We start from the raw sequence: 22,670 nt of genomic DNA on the forward strand, positions 1-22,670 counted from the left end.
ATGGCGCAACCGCGCTACGGCCTGCTGATCCTGATCGGCCTGCTGGCGATGCTGCTTGCGGTGCTGCAGGTGCGGCTGTGGCGCGGCGAGGGCGGCCGCGAAGCGGTCGGTACGCTGCAACACCAGGTCGACGCGCTCGCGCACGAGAATGGCGGTCTGCGCCAGCGCAACGACGCGCTTGCGGCGGAAGTCGAAGACCTGAAGTCGGGCGAGGCGGCGGTCGAAGACCGTGCGCGCAGCGAACTCGGCATGATCAAGCCGGGTGAAGTGTTCTATCGCGTGGTCGAGAACACGCGCCCTGCGCAGAAGCCGGCTGACGCACCCGCCACGCCGGCGGCGCAATGACGCGCATCTGGGCCGTGGTGCCCGCGGCCGGCAGCGGCAGCCGTTTCGGCGGCGACGTTCCGAAGCAGTATCTCGACGTCGCGGGTCGGCCGCTGATCGCGCATGCGCTCGAGGCGCTGCTGCGTCATCCGCGCGTCGAGGGGGCGATGGTTGCGCTCGCGGAAGGCGATACGCGCTGGCCGGGCTGGACGTCGATGCACGGCAAGCCCGTGCTGACCTGCGAAGGTGGCACCGAGCGTTCGCGATCGGTGCTCGCTGCGCTCGACGCGCTCGCATCGCGTTTCGACGAGGACATCCTCGTGCTCGTGCATGACGCCGCACGTCCCAATCTTCATGCGGACGATCTGGATCGACTGGTCACGGCCGCGCTGGATCATGCCGACGGCGCGCTGCTCGGCGCGCCGGTTCGCGACACGCTCAAACGCGTCGACGCGCACGCCCGCAGTGCAGGCACCGAGCCGCGCGAGCGCCTCTGGCGCGCATTCACGCCGCAGGCCGCGCGTCTTGCCGTGCTGCGCGCTGCATTGACGCGAGCGCTCGACGCCGGCGTCGCCGTCACCGATGAGGCCATGGCGCTCGAACACGCCGGCTTTCATCCACGATTGGTCGAAGGCCGCGAGGACAACATCAAAGTGACGACGCCCGCCGATCGTGCGCTCGTCGAATTCCTGCTGTCGCGTCGATCGAACGAGGCAAACACGTGACCGTCCGCATCGGCCAGGGCTTCGACGTGCATGCGTTCGGCGATGGCGACCACGTCATGCTGGGCGGCGTGCGTATCGCGCATTCGCACGGCGTGGTTGCGCATTCGGACGGGGACGTGGTGTTGCACGCTCTGTGCGACGCAATCCTCGGCGCGTTGGCACTGGGCGACATCGGCCGGCACTTTCCGCCGAGCGACGCACGCTGGCGCCATGCCGACAGCCGCACGTTCGTGCGCCATTGCGTCGCGCTGGCGGCGGAGCGCGGTTTCCACGTGGTGAACGTCGATGCGACGGTGATCGCCGAACGCCCGAAGGTCGGGCCGCATGCGCAGGCCATGCGCGAGTGCATGGCGCAGGATCTCGGCATCGACCTCGACGCAGTCAGCGTGAAGGCGACCACTACCGAACGGCTGGGCTTCACCGGTCGCGAGGAAGGCATTGCTGCGATGGCGATCTGCCTGCTCGAGTCGGTCTGATGACGACGCCATTGCCCCGCGCGCACGGCGACGCCGTGCTGACCGCGACGTTCCGTGCGCGTCCCGAGGACTTCGTCGTCGAAGAAGTTGCGGGCTTCGAACCGACGGGTGCGGGCGAACATCTGCTGCTCGAGGTCGAGAAGCGTGGGCTGACGACGCCGTTCGCTGCGCGTCGCATCGCCGAGTGGGCGGGCGTCAAGGAGGTCGCGATCGGCTATGCGGGTTTGAAGGATCGCCACGCGGTGACGCGCCAGCGTTTCACCGTGCACCTGCCTGGCCGCGAAGCGCCGGATGTCGCGGCGCTCGAAGATGCATCGTTGCGCGTGCTCGCGTCGTCGCGTCACGCGCGCAAGCTGCCGCGCGGCGCGCTCGCCGGCAACCGTTTCGTCATCACGTTGCGCGACGTCGAAGGTGACGCCGCGGCGATCGATGCGCGCCTCGAGGCCATCGCCTCGCGCGGCGTCCCGAATTATTTCGGCGAGCAGCGCTTCGGCCGCACAGGCGACAACGTCCAGCAGGCGCTCGCAATGTTCGCCGGCCGCCGCGTCCGACGCGAGGAGCGCAGCCTGCTGCTCTCGGCCGCGCGATCGGAATTGTTCAACCGCGTTCTCGCCGAGCGCGTGCGTCGCGACTGCTGGGACACGCCACTCGACGGCGAGGTGTGGATGCTGGACGGACGCCGCAGCGTGTTCGGTCCCGAGCCGTTCGACGATGCGCTCGCCCAGCGCCTCGCGGAATTCGACATCCATCCGACCGGCCCGCTCTGGGGGCGTGGCGACTTGCGCACCACCGGTGCCTGCCGTGACTTAGAAATCGCGTGCCTCGACGGTGGCAACGGCCCGGACGTGCGCGCGGGCCTGGAGCGCGCCGGCCTGGAGCAGGAGCGGCGCGCGTTACGGCTGCGTCCGTCCGATTTCGCATGGCGACGTGCGGAACCCGCCGTGCTGGAGCTGACGTTCGGCCTGCCGCCGGGAGCCTACGCAACCTGCGTTCTGGACGCGCTGGGCGATGTGCGGTCGGCCGTCAGCCGCCCCGACTGACCGTTCGTCGCGACTGGACTTCAGTCACGCGACCCTGCCGGGAGCCGGGCGTATAAGAAGGTCGACGCCCGCCACGGGGGCGGACGTCCCGACTGCGTCAGAAGGGAGGGTTTATGTCCGCAATGCGCTCCGCATTTCTGGTCGTCTTCCTCGCCGGCACCGCCACGGGCTGCGCGAGCATGCATGACTCGTCCGCCGCCTACGTGCCGGCGCCGTCGCACAGCGTCGCGACCGTGCAGCAGGACGACGAGTACATCGCGCGCGTCGAACAGCAGGCGCGCATCCACGGCGCCGGCGTCACCTGGATCAACCCGCCGATCAAGCATCGGCATCCCACGCCGCGCTAGCGCTTCGCCAGCAGGACGATCACCGCGCCCGTCCCGCCCTGTGCGGGCGGGGCGGAATGGAAGCCGAGCACGTCCGCGCGCTGGCGAAGCACGCGGTCGACGAGATTCTTGAGCACCGGCGCGCCGCTGCTGTCGAGTTCATCGCCGCCGCGGCCCTTGCCATGGATGACGCGCACGCAGCCGACGCCATGGCGTCGCGCGTCGGCAAGGAATTCGCGAAGCAGTGACTGGGCCTGCCGCGCATCGAGGCCGTGCAGGTCGATCTCTTCCTGCGCCGACAGCTCGCCGCGCTTGAGGCGCCCGAACGTCAACGGCGGCAGGCGCTCGTCGCGGTGACTCAATACGTCGCCGGCGCCCAGCAGCTGTTCGTCGAGAGCCAACCTGAACTCGCTGGCTGCGGCTGCTTCGTCGCGTTCCGCCATGCGCGCGCGCGGCCTAGGCTTTGGCGCGGCAGGCGGCGGAGGCGGCGCGTCGACCGGGCGCACGGGGCCGACCGCCTGCCGGAACAGTTCGAGATCGTCGTCGCCCGGATCGTTGTCGCCCATGCCGCCAGCGTAGCCGGCCGACGCGCGCATCGGTGCGACGTCGTCGTCATCGCGCGAATGGGCGCCCGAAGCATTCGGCTATCATGAGTGCCCGCCGTCGCCGGCGGTTCCTCCACCCGGCGCACCGTATCGAATGCGAGTTCTTGTCAGTAACGACGACGGCGTGGACGCGCCGGGCATCCGCGTCCTCGCGGACCACCTGCGCGCCGCCGGCCATAGCGTCATCACCGTCGCGCCTGATCGCGACCGCTCCGGCGCGAGCAATTCCCTCACCCTCGACATGCCCGTGCGCGTGGTCCGCCAGGACGCGCAGACGTTCCGCGTGTTCGGCACGCCCACCGACTGTGTGCACGTCGCGCTGACCGGGATGCTCGACGAGGAGCCGGACATCGTCGTGTCCGGCATCAACAACACCGCGAACCTCGGCGACGACGTCATCTATTCGGGCACCGTCGCCGCCGCGATGGAAGGCCGCTTCCTGGGCCTGCCGGCGATCGCCGTGTCGCTGGCGACCGCGGACCACGTCGGCCGTCATTACGAAACGGCGGCGCGCGCGGCGGTCGAGTTGGTCGCGCGCCTGGCGGTCGATCCGTTGCCCGCCGACACCATCCTCAACGTCAACGTGCCCGACGTTCCGTGGAATGAACTCGCCGGCTTCGAAGTCGGCCGCCTCGGCAATCGCCACCGCGCCGAAGCGTGCGTGTCGCAGGTCGATCCGCGCGGCCGCCAGTGGTACTGGATCGGCGCCGCCGGACCCGAGCAGGACGCTGGCCCCGGCACCGATTTCCACGCCGTGCGCCGCGGTTGCGTGTCGATCACGCCGATCCACGTCGATCTCACGCGCTTCCAGGCGCTGGAGCAGGTCGCCGGCTGGGTCGGTGGGCTCGCCGAAACGCTGCGCCTGCGGGCGGACGCATGACCATGCGCATGCATCTGAAACCCGAGGCGACGGGCAGCGGGCTGACCTCGCAACGGGTGCGCGACCGCCTGGTCGAGCGCCTGCGCGCGAACGGCATCGTCGACGAGCGCGTGCTCAACGCGATCCGCACCGTGCCGCGTCACCTGTTCGTCGACGAAGTGCTGGCGTCGCGCGCCTACGAAGACACCGCGCTACCGATCGGCCACGGGCAGACGATCTCGCAGCCGTGGGTGGTTGCGCGGATGACCGAAGCGCTGATCGAGTCGCAACCGAAGAAGGTGCTCGAGATCGGCACCGGGTCGGGCTACCAGGCCGCCGTGCTGGCCGCGCTCGGTCTGGAAGTGCACACCGTCGAGCGCATCGGCGAGCTGCTGCGTGTCGCGCGCAAGCGCCTGCGCCAACTCGGCCTCACCGTCCGAACGAAGCATGACGACGGCCGCATCGGCTGGCCCGAGAACGCGCCGTTCGATGCGATCCTCGTCACCGCGGGCGCGCCTGCGCTGGTCGATGCGTTGAAGGCGCAGCTCGTGCCGGGCGGCACGCTGATCGCGCCGGTCGGGCCCGCGAACGCCCAGTCGCTGATGCGCATCCGCCAGCGCGAGGACGGCAGCTTCGAGGAGCAGGTGCTCGCGCCCGTGGTATTCGTGCCGCTGCTGTCGGGCATCGTGGATTGAGACGGAGAACCGCTTGAAGCTTTTCGCCCCGCTGTACGACCGCGCGATCGGATGGGCCCGTCATCGACACGCCGTTCGTTATCTGGCGACGCTGAGCTTCTTCGAGGCGATCATTTTCCCGGTGATGCCGGAAGTGATGCTGGCGCCGATGTGCGTCGCGGAGCCGCGTCGTGCGTTCCGTTTCGCCGCGTTGAGCCTGGCGTTTTCGCTGCTCGGCTCGCTGGTCGGTTATGCGCTCGGTCATTACGCGTTCGAAGCGGTGAAACCGCTGTTCGCCGCTATGGGCATGCTGCCGGCGATCGAGTCCGGCATCCACACCGTGCAGACGAAGATGGCTGAATCGCCGTGGGCGGTGTTCACGTTCCTGGTGCTCGGTGGCTTCATGCCGATCCCGATGAAGATCTTCACGTGGGCGTCGGGCATCGTCGGCGTGCCGATGCTGCAATACATTCCCGCGATGGCGGTCGGACGCGGCAAGCGCGTGTTCCTGCTCGCCGCGGTGATCCGCGCGGGCGGCGAACGCGCGGAGGCAGCGCTGCGCCGCTACATCGAGCCGATCGGCTGGGTCGCGGTGCTTCTTGTCGTCGCCGGTGTCGGCGTGCTGGCGTGGAGGGCGCACGGCGCATGAGCGGTCATCGCATTCGTTCGTTCGTCATCGCTGGCGCGGTGACGCTGCTCGCCGCCTGTTCGAGCACCGTGGTGCGCGAATCGTCGGGTGCGCATGCCGGCGCGCAGCGCGTGTCGACGGCGAAACCCGGTGGCACGACCATCGTGCAGCGCGGCGATACGCTGTATTCGATCGCCACGCGCAACGGCATCAGCGTGCTCGACCTCGCATCGTGGAATGCGTTGCCGCCGCCGTACACGATCTATCCGGGACAGCGCCTGCGCCTGTATCCGGGAAGCGCGCGGCCGCCGTCGATTCCGGCGCCTCCGCCGTCGCGCGGCACGACCGCGCATGTGCCGACCACGCCGCCGCCCGTTCCGCACTACGCGCGTCCGATGCCGCCACCCGTCGTCGTCGCGCCACCGGCGAGCGGCTTCGCATGGCGATGGCCGGCGGACGGCTCGCTGGTCGGACGTTTCGTGCCGGGTGAACCGACCAAGCAGGGCGTCGACATCGGCGGCAGCGAAGGTTCGCCCGTGCGTGCCGCTGCGGACGGCACCGTGGTGTATTCGGGTGCGGGCCTGGTCGGCTACGGCGAACTCGTGATCATCAAGCACAACGACCAGTGGCTGTCCGCGTACGGGCACAACCGGCGTCGACTGGTGAACGAGGGGCAGCTGGTGAAAGCGGGCGACGCGATCGCCGAAATGGGCCACAGCGGCGCACCGCGCGACATGCTGCATTTCGAGATCCGTTACACCGGCAAACCGGTGGATCCGCTGCTGTACCTGCCCGCGCGCTGACGGCTTCGACGCCGCATCAGAGCGGCGGGCGACGGGCGAATCAGCCGCCGAGTATGAATCCGGCGACGATGCGTCGGCCTTCGCCGGCCAGCACGCTGTAGGTGCGCGCCGCGGCGTCGTTGCTCATGACTTCGAAGCCGACGCCGGCCTGCAGGCAGGCCGCCTGAGTCGATGCCGGCGCAAAGGCCTGACGGGAACCGCTGCCGATCACGATGACGTCCGGCTTGAGCGCCAGCAGGGGCTCCAGCAGTTCCGGCGTCAATAATCCGACCGCCGCCACCGGCCAATCCTCGACCAGCACCTCGGGCGACACGACGAAGCTCGTGCTCAGGCGACGGTCGTTGACCAGCGCCGAACGGCCGTCGGCGCCGCGCAGCACATATGCATGTTCAGGGGTCTCGAGCGTCAGTTGCATGCCGGCTCCTCGTGGATCGAGTGTCGACGCGCCGCCGTCTGTACGGCGTCAGGCGCGCGGCAGGACGATCTGCCGCTTCTCGCGGCTCTGCCGGAACAGCACGGCGGTATGGCCGATGCGCTGCACGAGCGCCGCACCGGCGGCGTCAGCGAGCCCGTCGATCAGCGCATTGCGCGCTTCGCGGTCCTCGGCGGCCACCTTCACCTTGATGAGCTCGTGATCCTCGAGCGCCTGGGCGACTTCGGCGACCACCGCCGGCGTCACCCCCTTGCCGCCGACCTGCAACATCGCCTTCAGGCCGTGGGCCTGCCCGCGGAGAAAACGGATCTGGGCATTCGTCAGGCGGGGCGCGGTCAAGCGGAGGTACCGGGAGCGTGGGGAGGCGCAGGGTATCATGCGGCCTTGCGCCGCCTTTTCCGGCGCGTGCACATGCCGATGCCGACGCGCAGCAAGTCCAGCCAACGCTGGCTCAAGGAACATTTCTCCGACCCGTACGTGAAGAAGGCGAAGGCCGAGGGCCTGCGCTCGCGTGCGGCGTACAAGCTCGAGGAACTCGTCGAGCGTGACCGGCTGCTCAAACCCGGCATGGTCGTCGTCGACCTCGGCGCGGCGCCCGGCGGCTGGTCGCAGTGGGTCCGACAGGCGATGGGCGACAAGGGCCGCGTCATCGCCCTCGACATCCTGGAGATGCCGACGCTGGCCGGCGTCGAATTCCTGCACGGCGACTTCCGCGAAGACGACGTTCTCGCCCGGCTCGAAGCTTCGCTCAACGGACTGCCGGTAGACCTTGTGCTGTCGGACATGGCCCCCAACATGAGCGGTATGGACGCGGTGGACCTGCCGCGCTCCATGCACCTGGCGGAGCTCGCGATGGATTTCGCCGACCGGCACCTGCGTGTCGGCGGCAATTTCCTCATCAAGCTCTTCCAGGGCGTGGGGTTCGACGACTACGTGAAGGAGCTTCGGCGGCGTTACGACAAGGTCGTGATCCGCAAACCGGCAGCCTCCCGCAAACGGTCGCCGGAGGTCTATGCGCTCGCGCAGGGCCGTCGATCGGAGATGAAGTAAGGTGGCTCGAGGCCGTTAACGTCCGAAGGCAAGCCCTCGGTCAGGCCGCGATGCGATGACGGTGCTGCAAGCGGCCGTCGCCGCACCGGGTTGCGTGACCCGCGCTTGAAGGCGCGTACAGGATGTGCGTGCTTCAATGACACACAAGGTATGAAGATGAACGACTTGGCCAAGAATCTTTTGCTGTGGGTGGTAGTCGCCGTCGTGCTGATGGTGGTCTTCCAGGCCTTCGGCCCGCGCAGCGCCCAGACGGAGACGCTGGCCTACGACCAGTTCATCCAACAGGTGCAGTCCGATCGCGTGCAGAAGGTGCAGATCGCCGAGGACCGCACGACGATCGCGGGCGAGCGCAAGGACGGCACGAAGTTCGTGACCTACGCGCCGGAAGACAGCGGGCTGATGTACGACCTGCTGCACCACCGCGTGTCCGTCGCCCAGCAGCCGCCGCAGAACGGCCCGTCGCTGTGGGCGATCCTGCTCAACTTCCTTCCCATCCTGTTGATCGTTGGCGCATGGATCTTCGTCATGCGGCAGATGCAGCAGGGCGGTAGCAAGGGCGCGATGAGCTTCGGCAAATCGCGCGCGAAGATGCAGGGCGAGGACCAGGTCAAGGTCACGCTCGCCGACGTCGCCGGTTGCGACGAGGCGAAGCAGGAAGTCGGCGAACTCGTCGAGTTCCTGCGCGATCCGACGCGCTTCCAGAAGCTCGGCGGCAAGATTCCGCGCGGCGTGCTGATGGTCGGCCCGCCGGGTACCGGCAAGACGCTGCTCGCCCGCGCGATCGCAGGTGAAGCGAAGGTGCCGTTCTTCTCGATCTCCGGTTCGGACTTCGTCGAGATGTTCGTCGGCGTCGGTGCGAGCCGCGTGCGCGACATGTTCGACCAAGCGAAGAAGCACGCGCCCTGCATCATCTTCATCGACGAGATCGACGCGGTCGGTCGTCACCGCGGCGCCGGCCTCGGCGGCGGCCACGACGAGCGCGAGCAGACGCTCAACCAGTTGCTGGTCGAGATGGACGGGTTCGAGGGCGGCGAAGGCGTGATCGTGATCGCGGCGACGAACCGCCCCGACGTGCTGGATCCCGCGCTGCTGCGCCCGGGCCGTTTCGACCGTCAGGTCACAGTCGGCCTGCCCGACGTTCGCGGTCGCGAGCAGATCCTGAAAGTACACATGAAGAAGCTGCCCCTCGGCGACGACGTCGATGCGATGGTGGTTGCGCGCGGCACGCCGGGCTTCTCGGGCGCCGACCTGGCGAACCTCTGCAACGAAGCCGCGCTGTTCGCTGCTCGCGACAACGCCAAGCAGGTGCAGATGGAGCACTTCGACAAGGCGCGCGACAAGATCCTGATGGGCGCCGAGCGCCGCTCGATGGCGATGAGCCTCGAGGAGAAGACCAACACGGCGTACCACGAAGCCGGCCACGCGATCGTCGGCCGCCTCGTGCCGGAACACGATCCGGTCTACAAGGTGACGATCATTCCGCGCGGCCGCGCGCTCGGCGTCACCATGTACCTGCCAGAAGGCGATCGTTACAGCTACAACCGCACGATCATCGAGTCGCAGCTGTGCTCGCTGTATGGCGGTCGCGTTGCGGAAGAGCTGATCTTCGGTCGTGGCAAGGTCACCACCGGTGCGTCGAACGACATCGAGCGCGCGACCAAGATGGCCCGCAACATGGTCACCAAGTGGGGCCTGTCCGAACTCGGCCCGATCACGTTCGGCGAGGAAGAGGACGAGGTGTTCCTCGGTCGCTCGGTCACGCAGCACAAGAACGTGTCGGACGAGACCGCGCGCAAGATCGACGAGGTCGTGCGCAGCATCCTCGACAACGCGTACGCGCGGTCGGTGAAGATCCTCACCGACAACGTCGACAAGCTGCACGCGATGGCGAAGGCGCTGCTCGAGTACGAGACCATCGACGCGACGCAGATCGACGCGATCATGGAAGGCCGCGAGCCGCCGCCGCCGTCCGGCTGGGGCCGCGGTGGCCCGGCGACCGAGGAGCCCAAGCGCCTCACGCTCGGCGGTCCGCAGCCCAGCGGCACCTGATCCGCGTTGCCAGAAGCATCCGAAAAGGCCAGAGTCCGCTCTGGCCTTTTTCGTTGGGTGACGTGCATGAAGCAGTCGGGTCGCATGGGTGTATTTCTCGCGATCGGTGTCGCCATTGGCGTGGCGATCGGCGCGGCGATGCACCAGATCGCCATGGGCGTGGCGCTCGGCGTTGCATTCGGCGTCGTCCTCGGCCGCATCGCCGGACGACGCGGACAACCCTGATGTTCGACATCTCACCGACGCTCGACTGCGCCGGTCGTCGCCTCGTGCTCGACCGTCCGCGTGTCATGGGCATCGTCAACGTCACGCCGGATTCGTTCGCTGACGGCGGCGCGCATTTCGATCTCGATGCTGCGGTGGCGCACGGACGGCGGCTCGTCGACGAGGGTGCGGACCTGCTCGACGTCGGCGGTGAGTCGACGCGTCCGGGCGCGGCGGATGTCGATGCGGGCAAAGAGATCCGGCGCGTCGTACCTGTCATCGAACGACTGGTGCGCGAAACGGGCGTGCCGGTGAGCGTCGACACGTCGAAACCGGAGGTGATGCGCGCTGCGGTCGCCGCAGGCGCGGGGCTCATCAACGACGTCTACGCGCTGCGACGCGACGGTGCACTCGATGCCGCGGCGTCGCTCGGTGTACCCGTCGTACTGATGCACATGCTCGGCGAGCCGCGATCGATGCAGGACGATCCGCGCTATGACGACGTCGTCGCAGACGTGCACCGCTTCCTCGCCGAGCGCATTTTCGCGGCCGAAATGGCCGGCATCGACAAGAAGCGCATCGTCGTCGACCCCGGCTTCGGGTTCGGCAAGACGCGCGATCACAACCTGCAGTTGCTGGCGAATTTCGAGCGCTTCATCGACCTCGGCGTGCCGGTGCTGGCGGGTCTGTCACGCAAGCGCACGATCGGTGACATCACCGGGCGCGACGCGCCTGCCGATCGCGTCTTCGGGTCCGTCGCCGCGCACCTGATCGCCGTGCACAACGGCGCGCGCATCGTGCGCGTGCACGATGTCGCGGCGACGGTCGATGCACTGAAAGTGTGGAGCGCGGTCGATGCGCAGCCGCGGCCGAAGGCGCGCAGTGCGGCGCCGTCGATCCGCTGGCCGGACGACGACTGAGGGACTGCCGCGCGTCGATTTCGACGCGTCGGAATCGCGCCGCCGTTGTCCGCACCGGACATGGATTCGATAGCCCGTCGAAGCGGAGCGGACGAGGCCGCCATCGCAACGCGCGCTATGGCGCGTCGAGTCCGCTGTCAAGCTGCGCGTTACCCACACGCGCTGTGGATAACCCACGGGAGCGGATTGTGGATAACCGTTCGAGGGCGCGTCGCGTCGGGCGTGCAGGCCATCGTGGCGAAACTTTGACCGGGCGATGACGGATCGCATCGCGGTCGCGCTTGCTCCACACTTCGGCCACCCGTACGCCGCCCCGAGGCACGCATGTCGACCTGGCTCCGTCGCAAGGACATCGATCGCATCACCGTGCACGAGGAGGGGCGTCGGCTCGTCCGCACATTGAGCTGGCCGCATCTGGTCGCGCTCGGCATCGGCGCGATCGTGGGTACGGGCATCTACACGCTGGTCGGCGTCGCGGCGAATCTCGCCGGACCGGCGGTGCTGCTGTCGTTCGTGGTCGCCGGCGTCGTCTGCGCCTGTGCGGCGCTCGCGTACGCCGAGATGGCGACGATGATGCCCGCGGCAGGCAGCGCCTACACGTACAGCTATGCGGTCCTGGGCGAGAGCATCGCCTGGGTGGTGGGCTGGAGCCTGATCCTCGAGTACTCGCTGGTGGTGAGTGCGGTGGCCGTCGGGTGGTCGGGCTCGGTGGTCGAGTTCCTCCAGGGGCTGGGCGTCGCGTTGCCGCACGCGTTGATCGCCGGGCCGCATGCGGGCGGCATCGTCAACCTGCCGGCCGTGCTGATCGTGTTCGTCGTTGCAGGGTTGCTGATGGTCGGCACACGCGAGAGCGCGACGCTCAACGCCGCGCTGGTCGCGGTGAAGGTCGTGGCGCTGGGCGTGTTCGTCGCGATCGCGATGCCGCATTTCGATGCGGGCAACCTGCATCCGTTCATGCCGTACGGCTTCGTCAAGGCGGCGGGCGCGGACGGTGTCGAGCGTGGCGTCATGGCCGCGGCGGCGATCATCTTCTTCGCGTTCTACGGCTTCGACGCGATCTCGACCGCGGCGGAAGAAGCGAAGAATCCGGGACGCGACCTGTCGATCGGCATCGTTGGCTCGATGATCGGCTGCACGCTGATCTACCTGCTCGTTGCGGTCGCCGCTGTGGGCGCGATGCACTACACGGTGTTCGCGCAGAGCCCGGCGCCGCTGGCGCTGATCATGCGCGAGCTGGGGCAGGGCGCGGCGGCGAAGATCGTCGCGGGCGCGGCGGTGGTCGCGCTGCCGACGGTGCTGCTCGCGTTCTTCTACGGCCAGAGCCGCATCTTCTTCGTCATGTCGCGCGACGGCCTGTTCCCGCGCGCGCTGTCGAAGGTGAATCCGCGCACCGGCACGCCGGTCGCGATCACGTTGTTCACGGCGGTGATCGTCGCTGCGCTCGCGGGCGTGGCGCGACTCGACGAGATCGCCGCGCTCGCCAACGCGGGCACGCTCGCCGCGTTCGTCGCCGTCGCGGCCTGCCTGCTCGTCCTGCGCGTCCGCGATCCGCAGCGTGCGCGCGTGTTCCGCACGCCGGCGGCGTGGATCGTCGGCCCGATCGCGATCCTCGGCTGCCTGTATCTCTTCTACAGCCTGCCGCACCGCACGCAGTACTGGTTCCTGATCTGGAACGCGATCGGCGTCGCCGTGTACCTGCTGTTCGGTCGACGCGGCAGCGTGCTGGCGCGCGGCGAGCACGCCTGACGTCGCGTCGTCGATGGCCGACCCGCGTCCGCTCGCCATCGCGTTGATGGGCCCGACCGCGTCGGGCAAGACCGCGCTCGCGGTCGAGTGGGCGCAGCGGTTCGGCGGCGACGTGGTGAGCGTCGATTCGGCGCTCGTCTATCGCGGGCTCGACATCGGTGCAGCCAAGCCGACCGCGCACGAACGCGATGGCGTCGCGCATCACCTCATCGACGTGCGCGAGCCCTGGCAGCCGTATTCGGCCGCGGACTTCGCGACCGATGCGCTCGTGGCGATCAACGACATCCTCGCGCGCGGTCGCCTGCCCATCCTCGCCGGCGGCACCGGCCTGTATTTCCACGCACTGCTGCGCGGGCTCGCACCCATGCCCGAGGCCGATGCGGATGTGCGCGCAACGCTCGAAGCCGAAGCCGCCGAGCGCGGTTGGGCGGCATTGCACGCGGAGCTGGCGACGGTCGACCCCGAGGCCGCATCGCGCATCCACGCGACCGATGCGCAGCGTATCCAGCGCGCGCTCGAGGTCTGGCGCATCAGTGGTCGCACGATTTCGGACTGGCGTCGCGAGCGCCCGGCACAGCGCTTCCCGTGCCGCGTGCTGAAGCTAGTGGTTGCGCCCGCGTCGCGCGAGGTATTGCACGAGCGCATCGCGCGTCGCTTCGACGCGATGCTCGAGACCGGTTTCCTCGACGAGGTCCACCGCCTGCGTGGACTGCCCGCGATCGCCGCGCATCCGCGACCGCTCGATCTGCCGGCGATGCGCGCGGTCGGCTACCGTCAGGCGTGGGAGCACCTCGACGGTCAGTTCGACGCGGCGACGCTGCGCGATCGCGGCATCTTCGCCACGCGCCAGCTCGCGAAGCGACAGCTCACCTGGCTGCGCGGGGAACTCGATGCGCTGTGGGGCGACCCGCTCCACGGTCGCGCCCGACTCGACCGACTCGTGACGGACTTCGTCGAACCGCGCTGAACGTCGCGCTCCTCGACGCCGCGCCGACGGGAAATCAGCCACTTTGCGCTACCATCGGGCCGTCGCTGCCGTGGGGACAACCGCGGCGACACGGCCTGCCTCAGCGGGCCGCCCATAACAACAAGAGCAAAAGGTGGGGAACAGCAATGTCGAAGGGGCAATCTCTCCAGGACCCGTTCCTGAATGCACTGCGCCGCGAGCGCGTGCCGGTGTCGGTGTACCTGGTCAACGGGATCAAGCTGCAGGGGACGATCGAGTCGTTCGACCAGTTCGTAGTGCTGCTGCGCAATACCGTGAGCCAGATGGTCTACAAGCACGCCATCTCGACCGTGGTGCCCGCGCGCAACGTGCGCGTCGGACCGGGCGGTGGCTATGTGCAGCCCGGCGACAGCGAAGGCGCGCCGGAGAACGGCACGGAATGATGCGAATGTGGTTGGAGGTGCAGAGTGTTTGAACGCTCGCGCAAGGGCGAGAACGCGCTGCTGATCCAGCCGCACGCCGGCCCGCTCGACGAGACGGTGCTGGAGGAGTTCCAGGAACTCGCGCGGTCGGCCGGGGCGAGCATCGCCACCGTGCTGACCGCGCGCATCGACCGCCCGAATGCGGCGACGCTGATCGGCAGCGGCAAACTCGAGGAAGTGCAGGCCGCCGCCGAAGCCAGCGGCGCCGACCTGATCCTCGTCAACCATCCGCTGTCGCCCGGCCAGGAACGCAACCTCGAGAAGGTGCTCAAGCGTCGCGTCGTCGACCGCACGGGCCTGATCCTCGACATCTTCGCGCAGCGTGCGCGCAGCCACGAAGGCAAGCTGCAGGTCGAGCTCGCGCAGCTTCGACACATGGCCACGCGCCTGGTGCGCGGCTGGACCCACCTGGAGCGCCAGCGTGGTGGTTCGATCGGCCTGCGCGGCCCGGGTGAGACCCAGCTCGAAACCGACCGCCGCCTGCTTCAGAAGCGCCTCGAACAACTGTCCAAGCGGCTCGACAAGGTCGAAGTGCAGCGCACGCAGATGCGTCGGGCGCGACTGAAGGGCGAACTGCCGCGCGTCGCGCTGGTCGGCTACACCAACGCGGGCAAGTCGACGCTGTTCAATGCGCTGACCGGCGCCGGGGCCTACGCGGCCGACAAGCTGTTCGCGACGCTCGACCCGACCGTGCGTCGCGTCGATCTCGCCGGCGGCGGTGTCGTGCTCGCCGACACCGTCGGCTTCGTGCGCGACCTGCCGCACGAACTGGTCGCGGCGTTCCGCTCCACGCTGTCCGAAGCGCGAGAGGCGGATCTGCTGCTGCACGTCATCGACGCCGCCGACCCGTTGCGCACGGATCGCATCGCGCAGGTCGATGCCGTGCTCAAGGACATCGGCGCGAGCGACATCCCGCAGCTGCTCGTGTTCAACAAGATCGACCGCCTCGAAGACATGGCGCCCCGTTACGATCGCTTCGTCGAGGAGCGCCCGCGCGTGTGGCTGTCGGCGCGCGACGGCACCGGCCTCGACTTGCTCGGCGACGCGCTTGGCCAGATGCTCGGCCTGGAGCGCGTGACCGGCCGCATCCATCTGCCATCCGCGTCCGCGCGCCTGCGAGGCCGGCTGTATGAGCTGGGCGCCATTCGCGCGGAACGTGTCGACGACGATGGCTGGTCGCTCGACATCGACATGCCGCAGGCCGAAGCCCGGCGCATCGCGGACGGCGCGGGCGGACACCTGCTCACCCCGCTGCTTCCACCCCCGGTTGATCCGCCGCCCCTTGGTTGAGGCGGCTGGACCCCCCACCTAGAATCCCGAACATCGCGCCGGCGTTACGCCGTTCCGCGAAGGCGCGACCGCCGCGCCCGCGGCGGTCGCCGATGCACCCTCAGGAGTCCGCATGGCCTGGAACACGCCCGGCAGTGACAACGGCGACCGCGAATCGCGGCCGCGCAGCCCGCGACGTGGTTTCGCGCCCAACGACCTGCTCGACCGCCTGCGTGGCCTCGGCGATGGCAACGGGCCGCTGCGGTGGGTCGCGCTGGCGCTGGGCCTGGTGCTGGTGTTTTCGACCTTCACGCTGATCTCCGAGCAGCAGCGCGGCGTCGTGCTGCGTTTCGGCCAGTTCGCGCGCGAACTCAGGCCCGGTCCGCACCTGAAGATGCCGTGGCCCATCGAGCGTGTGTTCAAGGTCAACGCGACGCAGATCAAGACGTTCACGCAGACCGTGCCGGTGCTGACCTCCGACGAGAACATCGTCTACGTCGATATCAACGTGCAATACCGCATCGCCGATTCGCAGCAGTACCTGTTCGGCACGCGTGATGCCGACGAGGTGCTGAAGGAAGCATCGCTGTCGACGGTGCGCGAGATGGTCGGCCGCTCCAACCTCGACACGGTGCTCGGCTCACGCAATGCGTTGGCCGTAGCCGCGCGCACGCGCCTCGAGAAGTCGTTGCAGGCGTACCGTACCGGTCTGACGGTGACCGAACTCAACCTTCCCAACGCGCGTCCGCCGGAAGAAGTGAAACCGGCGTTCGACGACGTCAACAGCGCGCAGCAGGACAAGGACCGCGTGATCAGCGAGGCGCGCGCGTACGCCGCCAAGGTGATCCCGGAGGCGCGCGGCGAAGCGGCTCGCGTCCGGGCGACGGCGGAAGGCGAAAAGGCCTCGGCGATCGCGCGCGCGACGGGCGATGCGAATCGTTTCTCGCTGCTGGTCGAGCAGTACAAGGCGGCGCCGGACGTCACCCGCAAGCGTCTCTGGCTGGAAACCGTGCAGCGCGTGCTGGCGGAGAACCGCACGATCGTCGGCGGCGATTCGCGCCAGCTGATCTACGTTCCGATGTCGGATGCGAACGCCACGCAGCCGGTCGCGCCGCCGCTGCTCGCGCAGCCGCAGGCGGCACCGTCGATCATCCCCGACGTGCTCGCGCCGGTGACCGCATCGGGTGATTCGAATGGTCGCGGCCCGCGTGCGCCGCGCGCACCTCGTAGCGCAGGAGCCGAACGATGAGATATCCCGCCCTGATTGCACTGGTTGTCGCGACGTTGCTCGCGCTGATGGGGTCGGTGTTCGTCGTGCCGGCAGGCTACAGCGCCATCGTGCTCAACCTCGGCCGGCTCGCGCGTACCGATCTGGGCCCCGGCCTGCATTTCAAGTTCCCGCTGGTGGAAAGCCAGTTGCTGTTCGACCGTCGCCTCGAAGTGTTGCCCGCCGAACCGGAGCGTTACCTCACCTCCGAACGCAAGGACATCAGCGTCGACTTCTTCGCGGTCGGCCGCATCGAGAACCTGCGCGCGTTCTACCGCGCGACCGGTGGTGATGAGTCGGTCGCCATTGAACGTCTCGCGCCCATCATCAAGGACGCGCTGCGCAACGAGATCAACACGCGCACGCTGTCGGAGGTGGTGTCGGGTGATCGCAGCCGGATCGTCGCGGCGCAGCTGGCGACCATCAACAAGGGCGCGTCCACGCTCGGCGTGCGCATCCTCGACCTGCGCATCAAGCAGATCGACCTGCCGACCGACAGCAAGGTCATCGCCGACGTCTACAGCCGCATGCGCGCGCAGCGCCAGCAGGTGGCGAGCCAGTTGCGCGCGGAAGGCGCGGAGCAGGCGCAGCGCATCAAGGCCGATGCCGACCGCGACAGCGCGGTGATCGTCGCCGAGGCCGAGCGCGATGCGCAGGAACTGCGTGGCCAGGGCGATGCGCAGGCTGCGCGCCTGTACGCCGACGCCGCGCAGAAGGACCCGGGCTTCTATGCGTTCCAGCGCAGCCTCGAGGCCTATCGCCAGGCATTCGGCACCGGCCAGACGGTGATCGTCGTGGACAAGAACGACCCGTTCCTGCAGTACCTAAAATCCGACCATTGATGGCGCGTGAGTTGCTCTCCGCGCTCTGCCTGGTGGCGGTGCTCCAAGGCCTGTTCCTGTTCCTCACGCCGGATGGCTGGAAGCGCACCGTCGAGCGGCTGTACGTGCTGAGCACGCCACAGCTGCGCGTGTTCGGGGCGGTCATCGTCGTCGTCGGGCTGCTCTCGCTGTGGGGCGTGCGCGGCTGAACGATGCGACCGGCGGGGTGGCCCCACCGGACCGAAACCCGGATAATGCACAAAAGCCGGACGGGGACACCCGCCGGCTTTTTCCATGTCTGCGATCCGCCACGGCGGATCGGTCGGCCGACGTGCGCCCGAGGGCGCCATCACGCGCGCTGCCGCGTGCCGCCGATGTCGCGCGTCCACGCGGCCGGTCCTCTGTGCACGCAGCGAATTCGGAGAGCGGTAATGGGTCAGTCGGTAGTGGTGCTCGGTGCCCAGTGGGGCGACGAAGGCAAGGGCAAGATCGTCGACCTGCTGACGCAGGATATCGGCGCGGTCGTGCGCTTCCAGGGCGGCCACAACGCCGGCCACACGCTGGTCATCGGCGGCAAGAAGACCGTACTCCACCTGATTCCGTCGGGCGTGCTGCGCCCCGACGCGCTGTGCCTGATCGGCAATGGCGTGGTGCTGCATCCGGGCGCGCTGCAGAAGGAGATCGCCGAGCTCGAAGGCAACGGCGTCGAAGTGCGTTCGCGCCTGAAGATCAGCCCCGCCACGCCGGTGATCATGCCGTACCACATCGCCCTGGATCAGGCGCGCGAGAAGGCCGCCGGCGGCAAGGCGATCGGTACGACCGGGCGCGGCATCGGCCCCGCGTACGAGGACAAGGTCGCGCGTCGCGGCATCCGCATCGCCGACCTGCACTATCCGCAGGAAATGGCCGAGAAGCTGCGCGCCGCGCTCGACTATCACAACTTCGTGTTGACCAAGTACCTCGGCGTCGAAGGCGTCGACTACCAGCAGACGCTCGACGAAGCGCTCGCGTTCGGTGAATACGTCGAGCCGATGAAGGCCGACGTCGCCGGCATCCTTCACGAGCTGCGCAAGCAGGGCAAGAAGGTGCTGTACGAAGGCGCGCAGGGCTCGCTGCTCGACATCGACCACGGGACGTATCCGTACGTCACCTCGTCGAACACCACGGTGGGCGGCGCGCTCGCCGGTACCGGCGTTGGCGCGGACGCGATCGACTATGTGCTCGGCATCGCGAAGGCGTACGCGACGCGTGTCGGCGGCGGCCCGTTTCCGACCGAGCTCGACGACGAGATCGGGCAGGGCATCCGCGATCGTGGCCAGGAATACGGCGCGACCACCGGCCGCCCGCGTCGCTGCGGCTGGATGGACATCGTCGCGCTGAAGCGTGCCGTCGCCATCAACGGCATCAGTGGCCTGTGCATCACCAAGCTCGACATCCTCGACGGGATGGAGAAGCTGAAGATCTGCATTGCCTACGAATACCGCGGTAAGCGCACGGAATACGCGCCGCTCGATGCTGCCGGCTGGGAAGAATGCACGCCGGTCTACCTCGAGTTCCCGGGCTGGAACGAGAGCACCGCGGGCATCACCGAATGGGACAAGCTGCCGGCCGCCGCGCGCGCCTACCTTCGCTCGCTGGAGGAGCTCGCGGGTTGCCCGCTCGCGATCGTCTCGACCGGCCCGGACCGCGACGCCAACATCGTGCTGCAGGATCCGTTCGCCTGATCCCGGGGCGCTGCATTGCCGCATGACGCGGGCTGCCTTCGGGCGGCCCGTTGCGTTTCACGCGTCGAAACGGTCGTGGATGCGCCCTGCACGGCCGGTGTGCGACGAAGGCGGCGTGCGGATGTCGTCATCCACCACCCGCAACGCTCCGCTCCCCGCGCAAGGAGGCGACGCATGGCATCGATGAATCTTCGGCAGGCGCGAAAGCGCGTCGCGCAATGGCGGCTGGGCAGCACGTCGAGCCGCTATGAATCCTCCGGCCGCGGCGCCGGTGTTATCTCCTCGGGTAAAGGCGACGCGGGCGGCAAGTCGTACGGCGAATACCAGCTGTCGTCGCGCACCGGGACGCTGCAGCAGTACCTCGCGCAGTCGTACTACGCACCGCGCTTCGCCGCGCTCGAGCCCGGCACGCCGGCGTTCGACGCGATGTGGACGCGCATCGCGGCCAGCGATCCCGCGTTCGCCCGCGACCAGCACGACTTCATCGGCCGCACGCACTACGACGCGCAACTCGCCCGACTCCGCGACGCCGGTATCGACCTGTCAGGCGCGGGCTACGCCGTGCACGACATGCTCTGGAGCACGGCGGTGCAGTACGGCGCGCTGACGCTGTCGATCGTCACGAACGCGCTGCACGGAACATTCGGTGCAGCGGCGGACGCCACGACATTGACCGACGCGCAGATCGTCGGCGCCGTACAGGACTACAAACTCGCCCACCTGCAGACGTTGTTCGCGCATTCGAAGCCGCTATGGCCGGGCCTGCGACGCCGCGTCGTCGATGAGAAACGCGATCTGTTGCGACTCGCGGATGCCGAGTGCATCGTGGTCGAAGCGGATCGCGCGGCGGCCGAGCGCGCTTCGCGCAGCGCGTGAAACCTGCACCTTCAGCTAACACGGGTGGCCTACGCTGTCGGCCTGCAGCAGGGAAGCCGACGATGCGCGACGATCGACCTCCGCCTGGCGTGCCCGTGCGAGCGCTGGCTGTCGCGGCGGCTGGCGCGATGTCGTGCACCGGTTGCCACCTGCTGGGCGCGCTGTTCGACGTTCACGTCCTACGCGAGATCGTCCTGGTGGTGATCGTCATCGCGATCATCGGCTTCTTCGTGTCACGCTCGGACAAGCGCTAGTCGGCGTCGATGCGGTGCACGTCCTGCGCGATGCGCGCGACTTCCGCCGGCACGTGGCTGACGTAGATCATCGGCAACCCGCTCTCGTCGCGAACACGCTGCAGGTACGGCAGCAGGTCGTCGCGACGATCGGCGTCGAGCATCGACAACGGCTCGTCGAGCAGCAGCAGTCGCGGTTGCGCGAGCAATGCGCGGCCGAGCGCGATGCGTTGCACTTCGCCGCCCGACAGTCCGCCGGTGCGACGCGCCAGCAACGGCGCGAGTGCGAGGAGCTCGACCACGTCGTCGAGTCGCGTCTCGCCGGCCGACGCGTGCCGCGCGCCGTAGAGAAGATTGGACCGGACGTCGAGGTGCGGGAACAGCCGACCGTCCTGGAAGACGTAGCCGATACGGCGGCGGTGCGCGGGCACGTCGACGCCTCGCGACGAATCGAACAGCACGTCGCCCGCTACTTCGATGCGGCCATCGACGGGACGGACAAGCCCGGCTACCGCGTGCAGCAGCGAGGTCTTGCCACTTCCGGATGCGCCAACCACGGCCACGACACGTGACGCGCTCTGCAGGCGGACGCGGCGCTCGAATCCGCCGCGCTGCAGCAGCACGTCGATGTCATGCACGACGCCGCTCACGTCGGTGGGTCCGCGCGGCCGCGCTGCGCCAGCGCTTCGGCCACGAGCATTGCGACGAACGAGATCGCGACCGACACGCCGCACAGCAACCACACACGCGACTCCGCGCCGGGAACCTGCAGCAGGCCGTAGATCGCGGACGACAGCGTGCGCGTTTCGCCGGGAATGCTCGATACGAACGTAATCGTCGCGCCGAACTCGCCGACCGCTTTGGCGAAGCCGAGCACCGCGCCGGCGATGACACCCGGCCACGCGAGCGGCAGCGTGATGCCGGTGAACACGCGCCATGGCGACGCGCCGAGCGTCGATGCCGCGTTCTCCAGTCGACGGTCGACGCCTTCGATCGACAGCCGTATCGCGCGCACCATCAACGGAAAGCCCATCACTGCGCACGCCAGCGCCGCACCGGTCCAACGGAATGCGAAGGTGATGCCCAGCGCGTCGTGCAGCCACGCGCCAATCAGGCCGCGTCGCCCGAGCAGCGCTAGTAGCGCGTACCCGGTGACGACAGGCGGCAGCACCAGCGGCAGGTGCACGATGGCGTCGACCAGCAACCGGCCGGGAAAGCGGCGCCGCGCCAGCAACCAGCCGACTGCGACCGCAACCGGCAGGCTTGCCAGCGTGGCGACCACCGCGACCTTCAGGCTGAGCAGGACGGCCGCGGTTTCGTCGGCGGAGAGTGCGGTCACTTGGGTGCGAGAAACCCGTGTCGACGGAACACGGCCTGCGCGGCCGGCGTGGCCAGCCATGCGACGAAATCGGCGGACTTAGGATGGGCACTCGCGGCGATGCGCGCGGCGGGATAGACGATGCGTGGATGCGTCGCCGCCGGGAAGCGCGCGACCGCGCGCACGCGCGGCTCGGCCAGCGCGTCACTCGCGTACACGATGCCGAGCACCGCTTCGCCACGGGCGACGAGTTGCAGCGCGGCGCGCACGTTCTCCGCTTCCACCACGCGCGGCTGCACGGTCGCCCACGCGCCCAGCGATTCCAGCGCGGCACGGCCGTATTTCCCCGCCGGCACGCTGGCGGTGAGCGCGAGCGCGATCCGGCCATCGGTGCCCAGCAGCGGCCGCAGGTCGACGCCCCGCTTGAGCGTGACGCGTGGCGTCGTCGCGTCGGTCGGCGCGATCAGCACCAGCGCATTGCCGGCGATGTCGCGACGCGTCGTCGTGTCGATGAGGCGCTTCGCCTGCAGCTCGTCCATCCAGTCGAGATCGGCCGAGATGAAGACATCCGCGGGCGCGCCGTCCTCGATCTGGCGCGCGAGCGCGGAACTCGCGGCGTAGGAAACCCGCACCGTCGCGCCGTGCGTGCGGCCATACAGCGCGCCCGCTTCGTCGAGCGTTTCCTTGAGGCTGGCCGCGGCGAATACCGTGATCGGCTCCGCGGCGAACGCCGGAAGGGCCGCGAGCAGGAGCAGCAGCGCGGTGATTGCACGGGCCGGCAAGCGCATGGGAGCCAATCCATCGAACGGATAGCGGCATTAGACCAGAGCGCGTCTTCACCCGGCGAGCGCCGTGGGCATCGTCCAATGCAG

The 22,670-nt window shown here is 68.7% G+C and carries 29 protein-coding genes; 23 read left to right on the forward strand and 6 right to left on the reverse strand.

Going from position 1 to position 22,670, the window contains the following annotated elements; translation table 11 throughout:
* The 5 genes from ftsB to ACKTTN_RS05215 all read left to right on the forward strand — a co-directional run bounded on the left by ftsB (position 1) and on the right by ACKTTN_RS05215 (position 2,912).
* Positions 1-345 carry a cell division protein FtsB gene (ftsB, locus tag ACKTTN_RS05195; RefSeq protein WP_407908829.1) on the forward strand — a complete coding sequence of 115 codons (345 nt, stop codon included), beginning with the start codon at positions 1-3 and terminating at the stop codon, positions 343-345.
* Complete coding sequence (gene ispD, locus ACKTTN_RS05200; RefSeq protein WP_407908830.1) at positions 342-1,049, forward strand: 2-C-methyl-D-erythritol 4-phosphate cytidylyltransferase; 708 nt, start codon at positions 342-344, stop codon at positions 1,047-1,049. The genes ftsB and ispD overlap by 4 nt, the downstream gene beginning before the upstream one ends.
* Positions 1,046-1,525 carry a 2-C-methyl-D-erythritol 2,4-cyclodiphosphate synthase gene (gene ispF, locus ACKTTN_RS05205; RefSeq protein ID WP_407908831.1) on the forward strand — a complete coding sequence of 160 codons (480 nt, stop codon included), beginning with the start codon at positions 1,046-1,048 and terminating at the stop codon, positions 1,523-1,525. Before ispD ends, ispF begins: the two co-directional genes overlap by 4 nt.
* Positions 1,525-2,565 carry a tRNA pseudouridine(13) synthase TruD gene (gene truD, locus ACKTTN_RS05210; protein WP_407908832.1) on the forward strand — a complete coding sequence of 347 codons (1,041 nt, stop codon included), beginning with the start codon at positions 1,525-1,527 and terminating at the stop codon, positions 2,563-2,565. The genes ispF and truD overlap by 1 nt, the downstream gene beginning before the upstream one ends.
* Positions 2,566-2,678: 113 nt before the next feature.
* A complete protein-coding gene (locus tag ACKTTN_RS05215; RefSeq protein ID WP_407908833.1) occupies positions 2,679-2,912 on the forward strand; it encodes a hypothetical protein in 234 nt (77 codons plus the stop codon).
* Here the strand turns inward: ACKTTN_RS05215 and ACKTTN_RS05220 are convergent.
* The gene (locus ACKTTN_RS05220) at positions 2,909-3,457 is read right to left on the reverse strand and encodes a Smr/MutS family protein (RefSeq protein WP_407910013.1); all 549 of its coding nucleotides are present in this window, start codon (positions 3,455-3,457) and stop codon (positions 2,909-2,911) included. The two genes, ACKTTN_RS05215 and ACKTTN_RS05220, sit on opposite strands and share 4 nt — an antisense overlap.
* 133 nt (positions 3,458-3,590) lie before the next feature.
* Between ACKTTN_RS05220 and surE the strand changes: the two genes are divergently transcribed.
* Genes surE through ACKTTN_RS05240 form a run of 4 tightly spaced genes read left to right on the forward strand, consistent with a single transcriptional unit; the run spans position 3,591 to position 6,460 of the window.
* Positions 3,591-4,376: a 5'/3'-nucleotidase SurE gene (gene surE / locus ACKTTN_RS05225; protein WP_407908834.1), complete on the forward strand. Its 786-nt coding sequence runs from the start codon at positions 3,591-3,593 to the stop codon at positions 4,374-4,376.
* Complete coding sequence (locus ACKTTN_RS05230; RefSeq protein ID WP_407908835.1) at positions 4,373-5,050, forward strand: protein-L-isoaspartate(D-aspartate) O-methyltransferase; 678 nt, start codon at positions 4,373-4,375, stop codon at positions 5,048-5,050. Before surE ends, ACKTTN_RS05230 begins: the two co-directional genes overlap by 4 nt.
* Before the next feature lie 13 nt (positions 5,051-5,063).
* On the forward strand, positions 5,064-5,678 hold the full coding sequence (locus tag ACKTTN_RS05235; RefSeq protein WP_407908836.1) for a YqaA family protein: 615 nt from the start codon (positions 5,064-5,066) through the stop codon (positions 5,676-5,678).
* Positions 5,675-6,460: a peptidoglycan DD-metalloendopeptidase family protein gene (locus ACKTTN_RS05240; protein ID WP_407908837.1), complete on the forward strand. Its 786-nt coding sequence runs from the start codon at positions 5,675-5,677 to the stop codon at positions 6,458-6,460. Before ACKTTN_RS05235 ends, ACKTTN_RS05240 begins: the two co-directional genes overlap by 4 nt.
* A 40-nt stretch (positions 6,461-6,500) precedes the next feature.
* On the opposite strand, the gene ACKTTN_RS05245 is transcribed toward ACKTTN_RS05240, so the two are convergent.
* Together ACKTTN_RS05245 and yhbY are read right to left on the reverse strand one after the other, a co-directional pair.
* Positions 6,501-6,875 carry an Mth938-like domain-containing protein gene (locus ACKTTN_RS05245; protein WP_407908838.1) on the reverse strand — a complete coding sequence of 125 codons (375 nt, stop codon included), beginning with the start codon at positions 6,873-6,875 and terminating at the stop codon, positions 6,501-6,503.
* Between the two features lie 48 nt (positions 6,876-6,923).
* Entirely contained in the window at positions 6,924-7,232 is a 309-nt protein-coding gene (gene yhbY / locus ACKTTN_RS05250) for a ribosome assembly RNA-binding protein YhbY (protein WP_407908839.1), read from the reverse strand.
* Between the two features lie 78 nt (positions 7,233-7,310).
* Here yhbY and rlmE point away from each other — a divergent pair, with 78 nt between their 5' ends.
* The 14 genes from rlmE to ACKTTN_RS05320 all read left to right on the forward strand — a co-directional run bounded on the left by rlmE (position 7,311) and on the right by ACKTTN_RS05320 (position 20,501).
* The gene (rlmE, locus tag ACKTTN_RS05255) at positions 7,311-7,943 is read left to right on the forward strand and encodes a 23S rRNA (uridine(2552)-2'-O)-methyltransferase RlmE (RefSeq protein ID WP_407910014.1); all 633 of its coding nucleotides are present in this window, start codon (positions 7,311-7,313) and stop codon (positions 7,941-7,943) included.
* A gap of 156 nt (positions 7,944-8,099) precedes the next feature.
* Positions 8,100-9,992: an ATP-dependent zinc metalloprotease FtsH gene (ftsH, locus tag ACKTTN_RS05260; protein WP_407908840.1), complete on the forward strand. Its 1,893-nt coding sequence runs from the start codon at positions 8,100-8,102 to the stop codon at positions 9,990-9,992.
* Positions 9,993-10,058: 66 nt separating this feature from the next.
* Positions 10,059-10,217, forward strand: a complete 159-nt coding sequence (locus tag ACKTTN_RS05265; protein ID WP_407908841.1) for a hypothetical protein — start codon at positions 10,059-10,061, stop codon at positions 10,215-10,217.
* Positions 10,217-11,116, forward strand: a complete 900-nt coding sequence (gene folP, locus ACKTTN_RS05270; RefSeq protein ID WP_407908842.1) for a dihydropteroate synthase — start codon at positions 10,217-10,219, stop codon at positions 11,114-11,116. The genes ACKTTN_RS05265 and folP overlap by 1 nt, the downstream gene beginning before the upstream one ends.
* Before the next feature lie 324 nt (positions 11,117-11,440).
* A complete protein-coding gene (locus tag ACKTTN_RS05275; protein ID WP_407908843.1) occupies positions 11,441-12,862 on the forward strand; it encodes an amino acid permease in 1,422 nt (473 codons plus the stop codon).
* A gap of 13 nt (positions 12,863-12,875) precedes the next feature.
* Positions 12,876-13,829 carry a tRNA (adenosine(37)-N6)-dimethylallyltransferase MiaA gene (miaA, locus tag ACKTTN_RS05280; protein WP_407908844.1) on the forward strand — a complete coding sequence of 318 codons (954 nt, stop codon included), beginning with the start codon at positions 12,876-12,878 and terminating at the stop codon, positions 13,827-13,829.
* A gap of 146 nt (positions 13,830-13,975) precedes the next feature.
* Positions 13,976-14,251, forward strand: a complete 276-nt coding sequence (gene hfq, locus ACKTTN_RS05285) for an RNA chaperone Hfq (protein ID WP_407908845.1) — start codon at positions 13,976-13,978, stop codon at positions 14,249-14,251.
* A gap of 24 nt (positions 14,252-14,275) precedes the next feature.
* Entirely contained in the window at positions 14,276-15,580 is a 1,305-nt protein-coding gene (gene hflX, locus ACKTTN_RS05290) for a ribosome rescue GTPase HflX (RefSeq protein ID WP_407908846.1), read from the forward strand.
* A gap of 112 nt (positions 15,581-15,692) precedes the next feature.
* A complete protein-coding gene (gene hflK / locus ACKTTN_RS05295) occupies positions 15,693-16,808 on the forward strand; it encodes an FtsH protease activity modulator HflK (RefSeq protein WP_407908847.1) in 1,116 nt (371 codons plus the stop codon).
* Positions 16,805-17,668 carry a protease modulator HflC gene (hflC, locus tag ACKTTN_RS05300; RefSeq protein WP_407908848.1) on the forward strand — a complete coding sequence of 288 codons (864 nt, stop codon included), beginning with the start codon at positions 16,805-16,807 and terminating at the stop codon, positions 17,666-17,668. The genes hflK and hflC overlap by 4 nt, the downstream gene beginning before the upstream one ends.
* On the forward strand, positions 17,668-17,856 hold the full coding sequence (locus tag ACKTTN_RS05305) for a DUF2065 domain-containing protein (protein ID WP_407908849.1): 189 nt from the start codon (positions 17,668-17,670) through the stop codon (positions 17,854-17,856). The genes hflC and ACKTTN_RS05305 overlap by 1 nt, the downstream gene beginning before the upstream one ends.
* Positions 17,857-18,078: 222 nt before the next feature.
* Positions 18,079-19,371 carry an adenylosuccinate synthase gene (locus tag ACKTTN_RS05310; protein ID WP_407908850.1) on the forward strand — a complete coding sequence of 431 codons (1,293 nt, stop codon included), beginning with the start codon at positions 18,079-18,081 and terminating at the stop codon, positions 19,369-19,371.
* 174 nt (positions 19,372-19,545) lie between these two features.
* Positions 19,546-20,247, forward strand: coding sequence for a VgrG-related protein (locus ACKTTN_RS05315; protein ID WP_407908851.1), 702 nt, complete (start codon positions 19,546-19,548; stop codon positions 20,245-20,247).
* Between the two features lie 62 nt (positions 20,248-20,309).
* Positions 20,310-20,501 (forward strand): hypothetical protein, encoded by a 192-nt coding sequence (locus ACKTTN_RS05320; RefSeq protein ID WP_407908852.1) that lies wholly within the window; start codon positions 20,310-20,312, stop codon positions 20,499-20,501.
* Here ACKTTN_RS05320 and ACKTTN_RS05325 read toward each other — a convergent pair.
* The 3 genes from ACKTTN_RS05325 to modA are packed head-to-tail and all read right to left on the reverse strand — an operon-like array spanning position 20,498 to position 22,586.
* The gene (locus tag ACKTTN_RS05325; protein ID WP_407910015.1) at positions 20,498-21,118 is read right to left on the reverse strand and encodes an ATP-binding cassette domain-containing protein; all 621 of its coding nucleotides are present in this window, start codon (positions 21,116-21,118) and stop codon (positions 20,498-20,500) included. The two genes, ACKTTN_RS05320 and ACKTTN_RS05325, sit on opposite strands and share 4 nt — an antisense overlap.
* Positions 21,119-21,126: 8 nt before the next feature.
* The gene (modB, locus tag ACKTTN_RS05330) at positions 21,127-21,819 is read right to left on the reverse strand and encodes a molybdate ABC transporter permease subunit (RefSeq protein ID WP_407908853.1); all 693 of its coding nucleotides are present in this window, start codon (positions 21,817-21,819) and stop codon (positions 21,127-21,129) included.
* Complete coding sequence (gene modA / locus ACKTTN_RS05335; protein WP_407908854.1) at positions 21,816-22,586, reverse strand: molybdate ABC transporter substrate-binding protein; 771 nt, start codon at positions 22,584-22,586, stop codon at positions 21,816-21,818. The genes modB and modA overlap by 4 nt, the downstream gene beginning before the upstream one ends.
* Between the last annotated feature and the right edge of the window lie 84 nt (positions 22,587-22,670).

Origin of the sequence: Lysobacter claricitrinus (genome assembly GCF_045866565.1) — a bacterium.
Classification (GTDB): domain Bacteria; phylum Pseudomonadota; class Gammaproteobacteria; order Xanthomonadales; family Xanthomonadaceae; genus Cognatilysobacter; species Cognatilysobacter claricitrinus.

Excerpts from the sequence above, each read along its gene's own strand:
- ACKTTN_RS05215 (WP_407908833.1), top strand. The coding sequence starts at position 2,679 with ATGTCCGCAATGCGCTCCGCATTTCTGGTCGTCTTCCTCGCCGGCACC.
- rlmE (WP_407910014.1), top strand. The coding sequence starts at position 7,311 with ATGCCGACGCGCAGCAAGTCCAGCCAACGCTGGCTCAAGGAACATTTC.
- ACKTTN_RS05230 (WP_407908835.1), top strand. The coding sequence starts at position 4,373 with ATGACCATGCGCATGCATCTGAAACCCGAGGCGACGGGCAGCGGGCTG.
- ACKTTN_RS05245 (WP_407908838.1), bottom strand. The coding sequence starts at position 6,875 with ATGCAACTGACGCTCGAGACCCCTGAACATGCATATGTGCTGCGCGGC.
- ACKTTN_RS05220 (WP_407910013.1), bottom strand. The coding sequence starts at position 3,457 with ATGGGCGACAACGATCCGGGCGACGACGATCTCGAACTGTTCCGGCAG.
- hflK (WP_407908847.1), top strand. The coding sequence starts at position 15,693 with ATGGCCTGGAACACGCCCGGCAGTGACAACGGCGACCGCGAATCGCGG.
- modA (WP_407908854.1), bottom strand. The coding sequence starts at position 22,586 with ATGCGCTTGCCGGCCCGTGCAATCACCGCGCTGCTGCTCCTGCTCGCG.
- ACKTTN_RS05315 (WP_407908851.1), top strand. The coding sequence starts at position 19,546 with ATGGCATCGATGAATCTTCGGCAGGCGCGAAAGCGCGTCGCGCAATGG.
- ACKTTN_RS05275 (WP_407908843.1), top strand. The coding sequence starts at position 11,441 with ATGTCGACCTGGCTCCGTCGCAAGGACATCGATCGCATCACCGTGCAC.
- ftsH (WP_407908840.1), top strand. The coding sequence starts at position 8,100 with ATGAACGACTTGGCCAAGAATCTTTTGCTGTGGGTGGTAGTCGCCGTC.
- ispD (WP_407908830.1), top strand. The coding sequence starts at position 342 with ATGACGCGCATCTGGGCCGTGGTGCCCGCGGCCGGCAGCGGCAGCCGT.
- surE (WP_407908834.1), top strand. The coding sequence starts at position 3,591 with ATGCGAGTTCTTGTCAGTAACGACGACGGCGTGGACGCGCCGGGCATC.
- folP (WP_407908842.1), top strand. The coding sequence starts at position 10,217 with ATGTTCGACATCTCACCGACGCTCGACTGCGCCGGTCGTCGCCTCGTG.
- truD (WP_407908832.1), top strand. The coding sequence starts at position 1,525 with ATGACGACGCCATTGCCCCGCGCGCACGGCGACGCCGTGCTGACCGCG.
- ACKTTN_RS05310 (WP_407908850.1), top strand. The coding sequence starts at position 18,079 with ATGGGTCAGTCGGTAGTGGTGCTCGGTGCCCAGTGGGGCGACGAAGGC.
- hflC (WP_407908848.1), top strand. The coding sequence starts at position 16,805 with ATGAGATATCCCGCCCTGATTGCACTGGTTGTCGCGACGTTGCTCGCG.
- ACKTTN_RS05320 (WP_407908852.1), top strand. The coding sequence starts at position 20,310 with ATGCGCGACGATCGACCTCCGCCTGGCGTGCCCGTGCGAGCGCTGGCT.
- ftsB (WP_407908829.1), top strand. The coding sequence starts at position 1 with ATGGCGCAACCGCGCTACGGCCTGCTGATCCTGATCGGCCTGCTGGCG.
- miaA (WP_407908844.1), top strand. The coding sequence starts at position 12,876 with ATGGCCGACCCGCGTCCGCTCGCCATCGCGTTGATGGGCCCGACCGCG.
- hfq (WP_407908845.1), top strand. The coding sequence starts at position 13,976 with ATGTCGAAGGGGCAATCTCTCCAGGACCCGTTCCTGAATGCACTGCGC.
- ACKTTN_RS05305 (WP_407908849.1), top strand. The coding sequence starts at position 17,668 with ATGGCGCGTGAGTTGCTCTCCGCGCTCTGCCTGGTGGCGGTGCTCCAA.
- ACKTTN_RS05240 (WP_407908837.1), top strand. The coding sequence starts at position 5,675 with ATGAGCGGTCATCGCATTCGTTCGTTCGTCATCGCTGGCGCGGTGACG.
- ACKTTN_RS05265 (WP_407908841.1), top strand. The coding sequence starts at position 10,059 with ATGAAGCAGTCGGGTCGCATGGGTGTATTTCTCGCGATCGGTGTCGCC.